Source organism: Vibrio sp. 1151_11, from assembly GCF_029478525.1.
Lineage (GTDB): Bacteria > Pseudomonadota > Gammaproteobacteria > Enterobacterales > Vibrionaceae > Vibrio > Vibrio anguillarum.
In genome coordinates, this window is the sequence record NZ_SHMN01000015.1 from 37,675 (window position 1) to 52,765 (window position 15,091).

Here is a 15,091-nt window from a genome sequence, read left to right on the forward strand (position 1 = left end):
TATTTATTAAAAAGTTATCTTTTCTAGAAATTAAATTAATGACTTTTATGACGTTAACTCAATAGCTAAGTATAGGCAATTTTAGGTTGAATGAGAGATGTGGAGTCAGCCGTATTTGTGGCACAGATGATCTTTTCAAAAAGACCACCACGATTTCAACGCTGAATGGAAATCCTTCACTTGTTAGATGGGCTGCTCGCTAGAAGTAAAAAGCCGAAGCAATCAATGCTCCGGCTTTTATTCTTTATCACCTTAGAATAAAGGTGGATATGTGAAACGATTACTCGTCTTCAGAATCGCTGCTCGGTTCAGAGTCAGCCTCTTCTGCGTCACGTTGTACTTCTAAAATTGCAACGCTCGCTTCACCTTCTGGCAATTCCTCACCTTCTGGTAACTCAACATCTTCAATTTCTTCAATACGTTGTAAACCTACGACGTTTTCATCTTCAGCGGTGCGAATCAAGGTCACACCTTGAGTATTGCGTCCCACTTGGCTCACTTCCGCGACGCGAGTACGAACGAGCGTACCGGCATCGGTGATCATCATGAACTCATCGCCTTCTTCAGTTTGCACTGCGCCGACAACTTGACCATTACGCTCAGACACCTTGATTGAAACAACGCCTTGAGTTGCACGACCTTTAGTTGGGTATTCCCCTAAGGTTGTACGTTTACCATAGCCGTTTTGTGTCACTGTTAAGATGTCGCCATCATTTGAAGGAACAATCAGCGATACCACTTGGTCGCCTTCTGCTAGCTTCATACCACGAACACCGGACGCTGTGCGTCCCATGGCGCGAACACCTTTGAACTTAATTTCTGGCTGGCCATGTTCATCAAGAACAGGCTGACCATTTTCATCCAATACTGGCGTTTCTTCTGATTCTTTAAAGCGAACCACTTTACCAAATTTAGAAAACAGCATAATTTCACTGTTGCCATCGGTAATGTCCACACCAATCAAAGAGTCATCTTCACGCAAGTTAACCGCGATCAAACCGTTAGAACGCACGTTGGCAAAGCTTGAAAGTGATGTTTTCTTCACTGTACCGTCACCGGTCGCCATAAAGATAAACTTATCATCACTAAACTCAGTGACTGGCAAAATCGCAGTAATACGTTCCCCTTCTTCCAGAGGAAGAATGTTAACGATAGGTTTACCACGCGCTGTACGGCTCGCTAGCGGTAATTGATAGACTTTCAAACGGTATGTCTTACCACGAGTCGAGAAGCAAAGAATATGGTCATGAGTATTCGCCACAAGAAGACGCTCAATGTAGTCTTCTTCTTTCATCTTCGTCGCGCTCTTACCTTTACCACCACGGCGTTGTGCTTCGTAATCGCTGAGGATCTGGTATTTCACATAACCTGCATGAGAAAGTGTAACGACCACATCTTCACGAGCAATCAGCTCTTCCATGTCGATATCGTGAGTTGCCGCGGTAATTTCAGTGCGTCGTGCGTCACCAAAAGCATCACGAACAGTTTCAAGCTCTTCGCGGATCACTTCCATCAAACGTTCAGTGCTAGCAAGGATATGCATCAGTTCAGCGATTTCTTCCAGAAGAGCTTTGTACTCATCAAGAATTTTTTCGTGCTCTAAACCTGTCAATCTGTGCAGACGAAGTTCAAGAATTGCTTGGGCTTGTTGCTCAGTTAAGAAATATTTGCCATCACGGATACCGTATTCTGGTTCAAGCCATTCAGGACGAGCGGCATCGGTTCCAGCACGTTCAAGCATTGACGCTACGTTGCCAAGATCCCAACCACGAGCAATCAAGCCTTCTTTTGCTTCTGCTGGCGTTGCTGCGCGGCGAATCAATTCGATGATTTCATCAATGTTGGCTAACGCGAGAGCCAGTGCTTCTAGAATGTGGGCACGATCACGAGCTTTACGCAGTTCAAAAATAGTACGACGCGTCACCACTTCACGGCGGTGATCAACAAAGCATTTCAACATTTCTTTCAAGTTGAATAGCTTAGGTTGACCATTATCCAGCGCAACCATGTTGATGCCGAATGTTGTTTGTAACTGTGTTTGAGCGTAAAGGTTGTTCAGTACCACTTCGCCAACCGCATCACGTTTACATTCGATAACAATACGCATGCCGTCTTTATCAGACTCATCACGCAGTGCACTGATGCCTTCGACTTTTTTCTCTTTAACCAACTCAGCAATTTTTTCAATCAAGCGTGCTTTGTTCACTTGATAAGGGATTTCTCTGACGATAATGGTTTCTTTACCATTCTTCTCGACTTCGATATCCGCTTTAGAGCGCATGTAGACTTTACCGCGCCCTGTTTTATAAGCGTCGATAATTCCTTTGCGGCCACTGATTAATGCTGCTGTTGGGAAATCTGGGCCCGGAATGTAGTCCATCAGCTCATCAATGGTGATGTCTTCATTATTTATATAGGCCAAGCAACCTTCGACCACTTCCGTTAGGTTATGGGGTGGAATGTTGGTTGCCATACCTACTGCAATACCGGATGAGCCATTCACCAGTAGGTTAGGAATTTTCGTAGGAAGAACCGCAGGGATCTGTTCTGTACCGTCATAGTTCGGTACATAATCGACCGTTTCTTTGTCGAGATCGGCAAGCAGTTCGTGGGCAATTTTTGACATGCGTACTTCGGTGTAACGCATTGCTGCCGCAGAGTCACCATCGATCGAGCCAAAGTTACCTTGGCCATCGACCAACATGTAACGCAATGAGAACGGCTGCGCCATACGAACAATCGTATCGTATACAGCACTATCACCATGCGGGTGATATTTACCAATCACATCGCCCACAACACGGGCAGATTTTTTATATGGTTTATTCCAATCGTTACCAAGCACATTCATCGCGAATAGAACGCGACGGTGTACTGGTTTTAGGCCATCACGCACATCTGGAAGAGCACGACCCACGATAACTGACATCGCGTAGTCTAGGTATGAACCTCTTAGCTCATCTTCAATGTTTACGGGCGTGATCTCTCTAGCTAGATCGCTCATAGAGCCATTATCCCTCTATCTTTTGATCGTATATTCGATACGTACAAGGCCGAAAAATATAACACATAATTCACTACTTCGGCATCCCTTTCCCTTTCCTTTTATCAGGTTGTGACCTTTGTTGTGTATCAAGTGCCGAGAAATTGCACATTCATTCCATACCCGGCTGATTAATGGCCAAATTTTAGCCAAAAATTAATGAAATAAAGATAACCTGTAGCCTGTGATAATCAACTGGTTATAATACCCCACACAACTAAAGATGCCTATTTTGACAGCAAGAGCGAATCTAACATGACTAAAGCACAAAACGTTGATCTTAATGAAATTAAAAAGTTTGAAGAGATGGCGTCACGCTGGTGGGATCTGGATGGTGAATTTAAGCCACTGCATCAAATTAACCCGTTAAGATTGAACTATGTGTTGGTCAATGCCAACGGCCTATTTGGCAAGAAGGTGCTCGATGTTGGATGTGGTGGCGGAATTTTAGCCGAAAGCATGGCGCGAGAAGGTGCGCAAGTGACTGGCTTAGACATGGGCAAAGAACCGCTTGAAGTCGCTCGTTTACATGCTTTAGAAACCGGAACAAAGCTCACTTATATTCAAAGTACGATTGAAGACCACGCCGCTGACAACCCACACACATATGATGTTGTCACCTGCATGGAAATGCTTGAGCATGTTCCAGACCCATTGTCCGTTGTTCAAGCCTGCTCTGCGTTGGTCAAACCCGGCGGTCATGTTTTCTTTTCTACGCTCAATCGTAATTTTAAGTCTTACCTGTTTGCCATCGTGGGCGCAGAAAAGTTGCTACGCATTGTTCCAGAAGGCACACATGATCATGAAAAATTCATCCGCCCATCGGAACTGATTAAGATGATTGATAAAACAAACCTGCAAGAGCAAGGAATAACAGGCCTACTTTATAACCCGTTAACCGATACTTACCGTTTAGGGCGCAATGTTGATGTCAATTACATCGTTCATACTCAGCTTTTTTAAAGTCAGTGGTCATCTAATATGCCATTATCGATAGCGTATTGCTCACGTTAAAAATTAAGCCGAATAGCACATTTTTTCTCGGTTTCTAGGCTGTTTTTTGTGCTCTAGATTCCATTTTAACCACATCGAAAATCGCTCCCTTTTTTCCTCAAAGATCAAGAAGTTTTTTTTTGATTGTGGTTACATCTAAACCAAACTCAAAACGGTAATTTTCTACAATCAAATCGGCTCTTTGATCATCAGTAAGTGGGTACTAACTGTTTTTTTTATTTTTGCTAGTTATCCACAAGCTGTCCCAGATCTGTAACTTGAAATGAGCTTCAGATAGCACTATCTTGTAACTCGCAAAGCAAAGAACCCCTATATGTTGTGTTTGCACTACAATATATAGATAAATTCAGATCACAAAGCCGCGATGAAATTTACAACAATTCTACAAAAATACGGCCTTAATCAGTTTTGTTAGGGAAATGAAGCAGAATGAACCAAAAACTTACTGTCACCAAGCGTGATGGACGCAAAGAAACAATTGATCTTGAGAAAATCCACCGTGTAATCGCGTGGGCTGCGGAAGACCTGCACAATGTCTCTGTATCACAAGTAGAACTGAAAGCTCACATTCAGTTTTACGATGGTATTACCACCTCTGACATCCATGAGACTATCATCAAATCCGCTGCCGATTTGATTTCAGAAGAGACGCCAGATTACCAATATCTAGCTGCTCGTCTTTCGGTGTTCCATTTGCGTAAAAAAGCCTACGGACAATACGAGCCACCCACTTTGTACAACCATGTCTCTCGTTTGGTTGAAATGGGCAAATACGATAAGCACCTTATCGAAGATTATACTCGCGCAGAATTTGAAGAACTCGACACTTATATCGATCACGCACGTGACCTTAATTTTTCTTACGCCGCGGTAAAACAGCTTGAAGGTAAGTACTTCGTGCAAAACCGTGTGACTAAACAAATTTATGAGAGTGCCCAGTTCCTCTACATTTTGGTCGCCGCTTGCTTATTCGCGAAATATCCAAAAGAAAACCGTCTCGATTACATTAAGCGTTTTTACGACGCAACATCAATGTTCAAAATCTCGCTGCCAACGCCAATCATGTCGGGCGTGCGCACGCCTACCCGTCAATTTAGCTCATGTGTGTTGATTGAATGTGGTGACAGCTTAGATTCAATCAATGCCACAGCAAGCTCTATCGTACGTTATGTATCACAGCGTGCGGGTATTGGTATTAACGCGGGCCGCATTCGTGCATTAGGCTCGGAAATTCGCGGTGGTGAAGCATTCCACACGGGTTGTATTCCTTTTTATAAATATTTCCAAACCGCAGTGAAATGCTGTTCTCAAGGTGGTGTACGTGGTGGCGCAGCCACTGTCTTCTACCCTTTGTGGCACGGTGAAGTGCAGTCGCTACTGGTATTGAAAAATAACCGCGGCGTTGAAGAGAACCGTGTTCGTCATATGGACTATGGTGTTCAGCTCAATAAGTTGATGTATTCTCGCTTAGTCCAAGGCGGTAATATTACCCTATTCTCCCCTTCTGATGTGCCTGGATTGTATGACGCATTCTTCGAAAACCAAGACGAATTCGAACGTTTGTATGTTCAATATGAGAATGACACTTCGATTAAAAAAGAGACGGTGAAAGCGGTAGAACTGTTCTCCCTATTGATGCAAGAACGTGCCTCCACTGGCCGTATCTACATCCAGAACGTTGACCACTGCAATACGCACAGCCCGTTTGATGCGTCTGTAGCGCCTGTTCGCCAATCCAATCTCTGTTTGGAGATCGCACTGCCGACGAAACCGCTGTCTAATGTTGAAGATAATGAAGGTGAGATTGCGCTATGTACGCTTTCGGCATTCAACTTAGGTTCAATTCAATCTCTGGATGATTTCGAAGAGTTGTCTGATCTTGTGGTTCGTGCGCTAGATGCACTGTTGGATTATCAAGATTACCCACTGCCTGCCGCTTATAAGTCAACCATGAATCGCCGTACATTGGGTGTAGGCGTGATTAACTACGCTTACTATCTGGCGAAAAATGGCGTGAAATATTCGGACGGTAGTGCAAATGGTTTGACACACCGCACTTTTGAAGCGATGCAATATTACCTGTTGAAGGCTTCAGTCGCGTTAGCCAAAGAACAAGGCCGATGCCCTCTATTCCATGAAACAAATTATGCCAAAGGCTTGCTGCCTATCGACACCTATAAAAAAGATGTCGACCAAATTTGCGCAGAACCTTTGCATTATGATTGGGATGCGCTGCGCGCAGAGATCATGGAATTTGGCTTACGTAACTCAACGTTAACAGCGTTAATGCCTTCAGAAACCTCTTCGCAAATTTCCAATGCCACCAACGGTATTGAGCCTCCTCGCGGTTATGTTTCAGTAAAAGCCTCAAAAGATGGCATCTTGAAACAAGTCGTGCCGGATTTCATTAATTTGAAAGAGAACTATGAGTTATTGTGGAATATTGGTTCTAACAACGGCTATCTGCACCTAGTCGGCATCATGCAGAAATTTGTTGACCAAGCGATTTCCGCTAATACCAACTACGACCCCAGCGCGTATGAAAGTGGCAAAGTACCAATGAAACAGTTGCTGCAAGATCTGCTGACGGCATATAAATTTGGTGTGAAAACCTTGTACTATCACAACACTCGTGATGGCGCGAAGGATGATCAAAAAGACGCAGTACAGGCACAAGATGATGATTGTGCGGGCGGCGGTTGTAAGATCTAACTCTATTTTACTCAACGTATTCAATAATGCTCCCCACGCAGGGGAGCTTAAAAGGGATTGAGGCATTTATGGCTTACAGTACTTTTTCTCAAAAAAAGAATGATCAACTCAAAGAACCGATGTTTCTTGGCCAATCGGTTAACGTGGCTCGTTACGACCAGCAAAAGTTTGAAATTTTTGAAAAACTGATAGAAAAACAGCTCTCGTTCTTCTGGCGTCCAGAAGAAGTCGACGTATCGAGTGATCGCATTGATTACAACAAGCTTCCAGATCATGAAAAGCACATTTTCATCTCGAACTTAAAATATCAAACGCTACTGGATTCAATCCAAGGTCGCAGCCCTAACGTGGCACTGCTACCGCTGGTTTCGCTTCCTGAAGTGGAAACATGGATTGAAACCTGGTCATTTTCAGAAACAATCCACTCACGTTCATACACTCATATTATTCGTAATATTGTGAATGATCCTGGCATTGTGTTTGATGACATCGTCGAAAATGAACATATATTGAAACGCGCAAAAGACATTGCACACTATTACGATGATCTGATCCAACTGTCTAATGACTACCACCGTTTTGGTGAAGGAACACATCAGATTAATGGTGAGAGCGTCAAAATTAGCTTGGGTGACCTGAAACGCAAACTTTATCTTTGCTTGATGTCAGTCAATGCGTTGGAAGCGATTCGTTTCTATGTCAGCTTCGCCTGCTCATTTGCCTTTGCAGAGCGCGAATTGATGGAAGGTAACGCCAAAATCATCAAGTTGATTGCACGTGATGAAGCTTTGCACCTGACTGGTACACAGCATATGATCAACTTGCTGCGTAATGGACAAGACGATTTCGCTTTCTTACAAATCGCTGAAGAGTGCAAGCAAGAATGTTTTGATTTGTTCAAAGCGGCTGCTGAACAAGAAAAAGAGTGGGCTGAATATCTGTTTAAAGATGGTTCGATGATTGGTTTAAACAAAGACATTCTGTGCCAATACGTTGAATACATAACCAACGTTCGTATGCAAGCGGTTGGTTTAGATATCGCCTACCCCGGCGCAACATCAAATCCAATTCCTTGGATTAATGCGTGGTTGTCTTCAGACAACGTACAAGTTGCACCTCAAGAAGCAGAAATCAGCTCCTACCTTGTAGGCCAAATTGACAATGAAGTTCGTGCCAATGACTTCGAGGACTTTGAGCTGTAATGGCGACCATTAAAATCAACAAAGTTACAACCATAGAATCAAACTCTTCCAATACTTTATTGGAAAGTATGGAGAGTGCGGGGCTAGAGCCAGAGTACAACTGTCGCGATGGTCACTGTGGTGCCTGTCGCTGCACGCTCGTTAAAGGCGAAGTGGAATACGTTGGTTTTGCGATGGCTTACACAGAGCGCAACGAAATATTGCCCTGTATTTGTAAAGCCAAAAGCCACGTGGAACTTGCTGGTGTTAATTATCGACCCAAAGCAAGGCGAGCCTAATCTCGATCTGCCAATAGTGCACTGTTAACGCATCACACATTGGCGCGTTAAAAAGGTAAAGCCAGAGCTATGCTCTGGCTTTATACATTCCTAGAAGAATGCCATCAGCTGTACCCATTGATACGGATTTGTTAGCGATTTCTCTGCCATCCCCATCAAACAATGAAAGTCTATATCCTTGATAGCTAGGCGTATCTAAGTCTGATGGAGCGTTGAGCCATAAAGAAACAACATCACTCATTTCATTACTCAATGCCTCACCTAAGATCACTTTTTGACTTGCAACTTTATACCAAACTAAAATTTTCGATTGGTTAAACATGTCAGCCTCCTGCTGAATTTCATCGAGCGGACTGACAGTGTACAGAGAAAAGATGTGTAAAAAAGACCCAATTTTGAAACAATTTTATCTGATGCGTGAAATCATGAGCTTAGTCTTTAGACGAAATAATCATAAGCTAAGCACCTCACCGAACCTACGGAATAAGCCAAAAAATCATGCAGTTACCACCCGATACAATTTAAACATAAAGAGCCTCATTATCAATAACTTAGATTTAAAAACACGCTAACACATTGAGTTAATTAGCCAATAACGCTCGCAGGTAAAAACATCTCTTTGACGGAGATCAATGCCCCATACTGAGCAAAAATAGGCTTATTCGATAAATAGCGGCGTAACATATCAGCCGCGATGGTCCCCATTAACTCCCTCTGCTCATCGGCGCTGTAACGACGCTTGAATTTGAGGATCTGTCCCCACTCTCCCTGCGGAGCCGATAAAGCTAGGCTAAATTGATCATCATTTAATACACCAGTCACGAGCGATAACGAAGTAGAACACTTTTCCTTCGTTGCGCCAGCAAGCGCTAATGACGCCGCGAGTGGATCTTGATCGCCTAAGCCCGATTCAACGTTGCGGCTCAAAATCCAGCAGTGACCGCTCAACGCTTCCACTTGCTCGTTACTTAACAACCAACTGGCAAGCCAACCTTTGGTCGCTTGTTCTGCAATAGAGATCGATAATCCTTTGTCTTGCATTAAATGACCGATATGCGTGAGCATAGGTTCATCGACACTCACAACATGTTGTTCCAAATGCTGGTAGATGATCTGTAGTAGTTTTACTCGGCGTTCTAAATCACTTTTCGGACCAAACAATTTCACCTCAATAAAAGGCAGATAAGAACGATACCCCAGCATATACCCTTCCGGTAAGACTAATTTATCCAACTTATCTGAAATGGCCGATTCCGATGAACCCAGAGTGAATAAACGGCTGCACTCTAATCCCGTTTGTTGTGGGTATGTCGCTAGCAAGTCAGGTAAAATCTGTTCAGAGACCATCAACTTAAACTCTTTGGGTACTCCGGGGGTGAAATAACAAACACAATCATTAATCTGAACTTTAAAGCCGCAAGCCGTCCCTATTGGGTTATCAATGATGTCAGAGAACTCCGGTAACATCGCTTGTTTGAGGTTACTTTCTGGCATCACAACACCACGCTGCGCAAAAAATTCGTCCAGTTTTTGCTTCCACAGCACAGACAACACCAACTTTTGGTCCGCCGCTTGAGCCGCCGCCGCCGCACTTAAATCATCAGACGTTGGGCCGAGCCCGCCATTTACGATCAATACATCATTATTGAAACTAAGCATCAGTAACTCTTCAACCAAGGCTTGCTGGCTATCGCCTACCGTTGATCGTTTTACTAACGAAAAACCCTGCTGGAAGAACTCACTGGATAACCAAGCAGCATTGGTATCGACAATATCGCCATGGAGCACTTCCTCACCCGTGCTTAACATTGCTATTTTCAACATATCATGGTGTCCTTTTGTGTACGCTTACAGGTGTGCTATCAATCAATACGGCAGAGAATAAAGTGCAATATATAACGCTTTGAATGCTATTTTTCTCATAAGTTTCCTTATTTACATAATTTGCTGTTTTCATCACCGCCGCTTTAATAGATAATTGTGATTCTGATCATTAAAAACAAAACTTTGGAGCCCTCCGTGTCAAAGAAAAGCATCATACCATTGATGTTATCGTTTTCGGCTTGTGCTAGTGCCACTGCATACGATTTCAACCAACACATTGAGTTTTCCTATACGGTCGACTGCAATCAAATTTCTTGTTTTAATGACGATCCGAATATTTACCAATCGAACTCTCCATTTTTAGCAAGCTTAGCAGAGTCGCAACCGCTAAACCTTGAAGAGCCCGCGCTGCCTAAATATCTTACCGTGCAAGATACAAAAGACTGGGACTATCTCAAAGGCCAAACCTATACCATCTTAGGATTAAGCGTAGCAACCGTTGGTTTAATGACATTTTTGCCTGCATCCATTACTAAATGGGATGAAGAGGATCGCAGCATAAGCGGCATAGGCAGTAAATGGAAAGATAACGTATCATCCGGCCCCACTTGGGATAGAGATGAGCATTATCTCAACTACATTATGCACCCCTACTTTGGCGGCGTTTACTACACAGCCGCAAGACATGCTGGATTTAATGAGTTTGAATCTTTTCTTTACTCCGGTGTTATGTCGACTTTCTTTTGGGAATATGGCGTAGAATCGTTTGCCGAGATACCGTCATGGCAAGACTTATTTATTACGCCCTTTTTTGGTGCGGTTGTCGGTGAGCTGATGTTTGAAGCGGAACAAGATATTGTTACCACAGGTGGTGAAGTGTTGGGTTCATCGACTCTGGGTGATGTCACACTTTTCTTCCTCAACCCTGTTGGACATATCCATGGCTGGGTATCAAATGCTTGGGGAGGCGATGCCGAAGTAAAATTTAATGGCACGCCTTGGTTTGGCAACCAAGATGCCGCAAAGTTTGCTTTGGACTCAGGCGCTAGCTATGATTCGCAATTTTATGGCCTTAACCTCAAAGTCAGTTTCTAAAAAACAGGGCTAAACACAAGGCCAATGCCTAAAGCCAAGGCTATTTTTGTGGCCCAAGTATGAATACTGACAAGCAAGAGACTGCGTAAATGTAAAAAATTGACTCTCATCAAGTCTTATCTAAGATAGGCCTCTACACTGAAGTGAAAGGAATTCAAGATCAACGATTTATCTTTCGTTAGCTTGCTATGGGAGGCCTATTATGAACAGTACTTTTATCGTCAATTTCGTCGGCAGTGCAACACCAGCCACAATTAAACATCTTGCCGCTATCACTCATGAAAATGGTGGAAAATGGTTAATAAGTAAAGTGAACTTTATTGAAAACCAAGTAGCTGCCGTCATTAAAATAGAGTTACCGACCTCAAATGCCGTTATCGTTCAACAAGCATTTAGAGAACAACCCGATCTTTTGGTGCAGATTGTTGATTCTGACGTACATCAACACGAAAAAGAAACGATTTACCAACTGCGGATTGATGCAAACGACCGTGCAGGCATCGTCAACGAAATCACCCACCTTCTTGATAATCAAGGTATCAATATTTTAGATATGGATTGCCAACGCGTTTTTATTGCGGGTGGTGGCGGTGTCAGCTCAAGTTTATTTACCGCCAACCTAGCCATCAAGCTCCCTGCTGCGATACAAATTGAAGACGTAGCCGATGAGCTTGAAGCGCTCAGTGAAGATACGCGCGTGATATTAGAAGTGTAATCTCGTTTACGCCCCCGAAAAAAGGAAGCTGATGCTTCCTTTTTTATCGACCTCACTATCTATTAAGTAAGATTAAAGTTGTGATTCAGTTAACAAAATCAACTAATTGCATTCGCGAAATGACGACCATATTCCAATATTAGAGAGCGGGTAACCATAATTAATCTAAGCCTGCAAATCCTAGATGCCGAATAACTTGAAGACGCCGTCAGATGGATAAACGGATGATTACTAATGAGCATTAACAAACCTTGTGACTCTGGCAATCAACGTAACCAACATCACGGTAACCTCAAGTACAACAGGTAAACCAATATGCCCAGCAATAAGGTTGGGTTGTTTTAATGGTGGTAACGTCATGTTGAAGCTTGAAAATATTAAGGTCAGCTACAAGCTGACCGCTATTATCGCGGTTGCAATTGTTGGCTTATTGAGCTTACTGTTCATTGCAACTAGCGCGCTGAGAAGTAACTTAGTCGTAGAGCGTGAAGCGAGGTTGAACGCAGTTATCGATACTCTCCTCTCACAAATCTCACACCTTCAGAAAACACTCCCCGAAGACGAAGCTAAATCACAGGCGAAAATACTCATCAACAACACACGTTTTGACAGCAACAACTATCTTTTTGCTATCGATGAGTCTCGTTACACCATTGCCCATCCGATTCGCACTGATTTGGTTGGCAAACAGATGGGAAGCCCAGGAAAAGATACGCAAGGCGAGTTTTGGTTCACTATGGTTGAACTTGGCAAAAATGGTCAACAAGGCACGTTGACATATCCTTGGCAGACTAACAGTGGAACACCCGCAGAGAAATTATCGGCAGTCCACGGGTTTGCGCCGTGGCATTGGATTATCGGCTCAGGCATGCTCATCAATGACATTGAAGAGGCAATCAACAAACAGATCCTCAAGATGGGAGGAGCGACATTGGCAGTTGTGTTTGTGATGGCAACGCTTGGGGTGGTCATCAGCCGAGCCATCATTATGCCGTTAGAGTCCATTAAAGAAGTCATGAAAAAAGTGGCAAGCGGCGATTTAACCGCACAAGTCCCAGTAATGGGAGAAGATGAGATTGGCATTGTGGCATGTCGTATCAATGACAGTGTAAGCGCAGTGCGTTTAGCATTAATCGAGTCGGTCACCTCAGCAAACCTGCTTGCAGAGGCCGCCATTCGCATCGCTTCTTCTGCGGAAGAAACTAGCCAAGCGGTGACCAGCCAACGTGACCAATTAAGTCAGCTCGCAACCGCGATGAATGAAATGAGTGCGACAGTTGCCGATGTTGCAGGCCATGCAGAAGAGACAGCAAGAGACACATTGGATGCCAGCAAAGAAGCCGGCTTAGGCGATAAAGACGTACATTCCAGTGTGGACAGCATTAAAGCGCTCTCAAAAGAGCTGGAAGTGGCTACTGAGCAAGTGCACAAACTCAAAGAAGGCGTGATGCAAATCAGTGAAGTTACCACAGTGATCAGCGGCATTTCTGAACAAACCAATTTACTTGCACTAAATGCAGCGATTGAAGCCGCACGTGCTGGAGAACAAGGTAGAGGATTCGCAGTGGTCGCCGACGAGGTCAGAAATTTAGCTAGCCGTACCCATCATTCCACTGACCAAATCCAAACCACCATTAACCGCTTACAGCAACTGGCCGTTAGTACATCAAACGCGATGCAAAAAAGCCAAGATCTCGCTTATAACAGTGTGGAGCGGGCAGAAAATGCAGGCAGCGATCTTTCCTTGATCGTCAGTCATATTCAGCATGTGAGTGATAAAGCAATTCAAATCGCCACTGCGGCAGAAGAACAAAGTGCAGTGGCCGAAGAAATGAACCGTAACGTCAGTGGCATTAACGATTCAGCATTGGAGATGTCACAATCGGCAAACTATTTGGCAGAAGAGAGTGAAACCTTGGCCGCTCTTTCACGCCAATTAGACGAAAGAATGAAAAGCTTTAAACTCTAAGGTGTGATTTTACAAAAATAGGCCTCACCCACTGTATGGTGAGGCCTATTGTCATCAGTTTACCGACCATTGAGATAATGAACGTTTAAAGTCTTCATAGCCAAATTCATTCAGTTTCTGAAGCTCTCCTGTACTGCGTTGACAATACACGGAAGGCATTTTAAGGCCATTAAACCAATTCAATTTCACCATGGTATAGCCCGCGCTATCCATGATATGCAACCGCTGACCAATCGATAATGGCTGTTCAAATGAAGCCACACAAAATTGATCACCCGCTAAGCAAGAACACGAGCCAATGACATACTCATGTTCACCGTTCGCACTCGCTTCTAAGATAGCCGCTGGCTCTTTGTAAATCAGTGTGTCTAAACGATGCGCTTCAGTTGCCGAATCAACAATCGCTGTTTTCATGCCATTTTCAACGATATCGACGACAGTCACCACTAAATCAGCCGTTTTCGTGATGATCGCCTCACCCGGTTCAAGATAAAGCTGAACCTGATGCTTTTCTGAAAAGGCCTTAAGCGCTAATGCTAATTTTTCTAGCGGATAACCAGGCCAAGTGAAGAACACACCACCGCCTAGGCTGACCCAATCTAACTTATCCAGATATTGGCCAAAACGCTCAGAGATCGAATCTAATAACGCAATGAACGCATCAGCATCTTTGTTCTCACAGTTCATATGGAACATCACGCCATTGATAGTATCGAACATTGAGTTATCAATATGGTCTGTTTGAACACCTAAACGAGAAAACTGACGTGCGGGATTGGCAAGATCTTGCCCAGCGTAACTCACGCCGGGGTTTAAACGTAAACCCAATGACGCCTTGCCTTCAACTAAATGACGGTAAGCGGCCAACTGGGATTGCGAATTAAAAATCATTTTGTCGCAAATATCGGCCACTTCTTTAACATCAGCTTCACTGTAGCCAACGCTATAGGCGTGAGTTTCACCACCAAACGTTTCGTAACCTAATTTTACTTCAAATGGGCCACTGCTGGTTGTGCCATCTAGGTAAGGTTTGATGATGTCAAACACTCCCCAAGTAGAGAAGCATTTTAAAGCTAAGACGAGTTTGACGCCCGACATCTCTTTGAGCTGCTTCGCGATTTCTAGGTTCGCGATCAACTGTGATTCATCAATCATAAAATAGGGCGTTTGGAGTTCGCTTTTTTGCATCTATTTATCACTCTCAAATTGAAGAAAGCCGACACATCTGCATCGGCTTAA

General features: G+C 43.7%; 11 protein-coding genes. 7 read left to right on the top strand and 4 right to left on the bottom strand.

The features are described 5' to 3' along the window. Positions 1–280 precede the first annotated feature (280 nt). Complete coding sequence (gyrA, locus tag EXZ60_RS12010; protein ID WP_019282877.1) at positions 281–3,004, bottom strand: DNA topoisomerase (ATP-hydrolyzing) subunit A; 2,724 nt, start codon at positions 3,002–3,004, stop codon at positions 281–283. A gap of 294 nt (positions 3,005–3,298) precedes the next feature. Between gyrA and ubiG the strand changes: the two genes are divergently transcribed. The 4 genes from ubiG (at position 3,299) to yfaE (ending at position 8,249) form a co-directional block, all read left to right on the top strand. After that, complete coding sequence (gene ubiG, locus EXZ60_RS12015) at positions 3,299–4,006, top strand: bifunctional 2-polyprenyl-6-hydroxyphenol methylase/3-demethylubiquinol 3-O-methyltransferase UbiG (protein WP_017044298.1); 708 nt, start codon at positions 3,299–3,301, stop codon at positions 4,004–4,006. 480 nt (positions 4,007–4,486) lie between these two features. Further along, positions 4,487–6,769 (top strand): class 1a ribonucleoside-diphosphate reductase subunit alpha, encoded by a 2,283-nt coding sequence (gene nrdA, locus EXZ60_RS12020; RefSeq protein ID WP_017046168.1) that lies wholly within the window; start codon positions 4,487–4,489, stop codon positions 6,767–6,769. A gap of 68 nt (positions 6,770–6,837) precedes the next feature. Continuing rightward, the gene (gene nrdB, locus EXZ60_RS12025; protein ID WP_010318364.1) at positions 6,838–7,971 is read left to right on the top strand and encodes a class Ia ribonucleoside-diphosphate reductase subunit beta; all 1,134 of its coding nucleotides are present in this window, start codon (positions 6,838–6,840) and stop codon (positions 7,969–7,971) included. Continuing rightward, on the top strand, positions 7,971–8,249 hold the full coding sequence (yfaE, locus tag EXZ60_RS12030) for a class I ribonucleotide reductase maintenance protein YfaE (RefSeq protein WP_013857000.1): 279 nt from the start codon (positions 7,971–7,973) through the stop codon (positions 8,247–8,249). The genes nrdB and yfaE overlap by 1 nt, the downstream gene beginning before the upstream one ends. A gap of 67 nt (positions 8,250–8,316) precedes the next feature. Here the strand turns inward: yfaE and EXZ60_RS12035 are convergent, their stop codons facing one another. Together EXZ60_RS12035 and EXZ60_RS12040 are read right to left on the bottom strand one after the other, a co-directional pair. Continuing rightward, the gene (locus EXZ60_RS12035) at positions 8,317–8,571 is read right to left on the bottom strand and encodes a hypothetical protein (RefSeq protein WP_013857001.1); all 255 of its coding nucleotides are present in this window, start codon (positions 8,569–8,571) and stop codon (positions 8,317–8,319) included. A gap of 263 nt (positions 8,572–8,834) precedes the next feature. After that, positions 8,835–10,073 carry a CinA family nicotinamide mononucleotide deamidase-related protein gene (locus EXZ60_RS12040; RefSeq protein WP_013857002.1) on the bottom strand — a complete coding sequence of 413 codons (1,239 nt, stop codon included), beginning with the start codon at positions 10,071–10,073 and terminating at the stop codon, positions 8,835–8,837. Positions 10,074–10,229: 156 nt separating this feature from the next. On the opposite strand from EXZ60_RS12040, the gene EXZ60_RS12045 reads away from it, so the two are divergent. The 3 genes from EXZ60_RS12045 to EXZ60_RS12055 all read left to right on the top strand — a co-directional run bounded on the left by EXZ60_RS12045 (position 10,230) and on the right by EXZ60_RS12055 (position 13,852). Next, a complete protein-coding gene (locus EXZ60_RS12045; RefSeq protein WP_277435751.1) occupies positions 10,230–11,168 on the top strand; it encodes a DUF3943 domain-containing protein in 939 nt (312 codons plus the stop codon). A 202-nt stretch (positions 11,169–11,370) separates the two neighbouring features. Continuing rightward, positions 11,371–11,883: an ACT domain-containing protein gene (locus EXZ60_RS12050; RefSeq protein WP_013857004.1), complete on the top strand. Its 513-nt coding sequence runs from the start codon at positions 11,371–11,373 to the stop codon at positions 11,881–11,883. Between the two features lie 358 nt (positions 11,884–12,241). Next, positions 12,242–13,852 carry a methyl-accepting chemotaxis protein gene (locus EXZ60_RS12055; protein WP_026028013.1) on the top strand — a complete coding sequence of 537 codons (1,611 nt, stop codon included), beginning with the start codon at positions 12,242–12,244 and terminating at the stop codon, positions 13,850–13,852. Positions 13,853–13,906: 54 nt separating this feature from the next. On the opposite strand, the gene nspC is transcribed toward EXZ60_RS12055, so the two are convergent. Beyond that, on the bottom strand, positions 13,907–15,040 hold the full coding sequence (nspC, locus tag EXZ60_RS12060; RefSeq protein ID WP_277435752.1) for a carboxynorspermidine decarboxylase: 1,134 nt from the start codon (positions 15,038–15,040) through the stop codon (positions 13,907–13,909). Positions 15,041–15,091: the final 51 nt, after the last annotated feature.

Bases quoted from the DNA above. Each gene is read 5' to 3' on its own strand.
- gyrA (WP_019282877.1), bottom strand. From the start codon at position 3,004: ATGAGCGATCTAGCTAGAGAGATCACGCCCGTAAACATTGAAGATGAG.
- ubiG (WP_017044298.1), top strand. From the start codon at position 3,299: ATGACTAAAGCACAAAACGTTGATCTTAATGAAATTAAAAAGTTTGAA.
- nrdA (WP_017046168.1), top strand. From the start codon at position 4,487: ATGAACCAAAAACTTACTGTCACCAAGCGTGATGGACGCAAAGAAACA.
- nrdB (WP_010318364.1), top strand. From the start codon at position 6,838: ATGGCTTACAGTACTTTTTCTCAAAAAAAGAATGATCAACTCAAAGAA.
- yfaE (WP_013857000.1), top strand. From the start codon at position 7,971: ATGGCGACCATTAAAATCAACAAAGTTACAACCATAGAATCAAACTCT.
- EXZ60_RS12035 (WP_013857001.1), bottom strand. From the start codon at position 8,571: ATGTTTAACCAATCGAAAATTTTAGTTTGGTATAAAGTTGCAAGTCAA.
- EXZ60_RS12040 (WP_013857002.1), bottom strand. From the start codon at position 10,073: ATGTTGAAAATAGCAATGTTAAGCACGGGTGAGGAAGTGCTCCATGGC.
- EXZ60_RS12050 (WP_013857004.1), top strand. From the start codon at position 11,371: ATGAACAGTACTTTTATCGTCAATTTCGTCGGCAGTGCAACACCAGCC.
- EXZ60_RS12055 (WP_026028013.1), top strand. From the start codon at position 12,242: ATGTTGAAGCTTGAAAATATTAAGGTCAGCTACAAGCTGACCGCTATT.
- nspC (WP_277435752.1), bottom strand. From the start codon at position 15,040: ATGCAAAAAAGCGAACTCCAAACGCCCTATTTTATGATTGATGAATCA.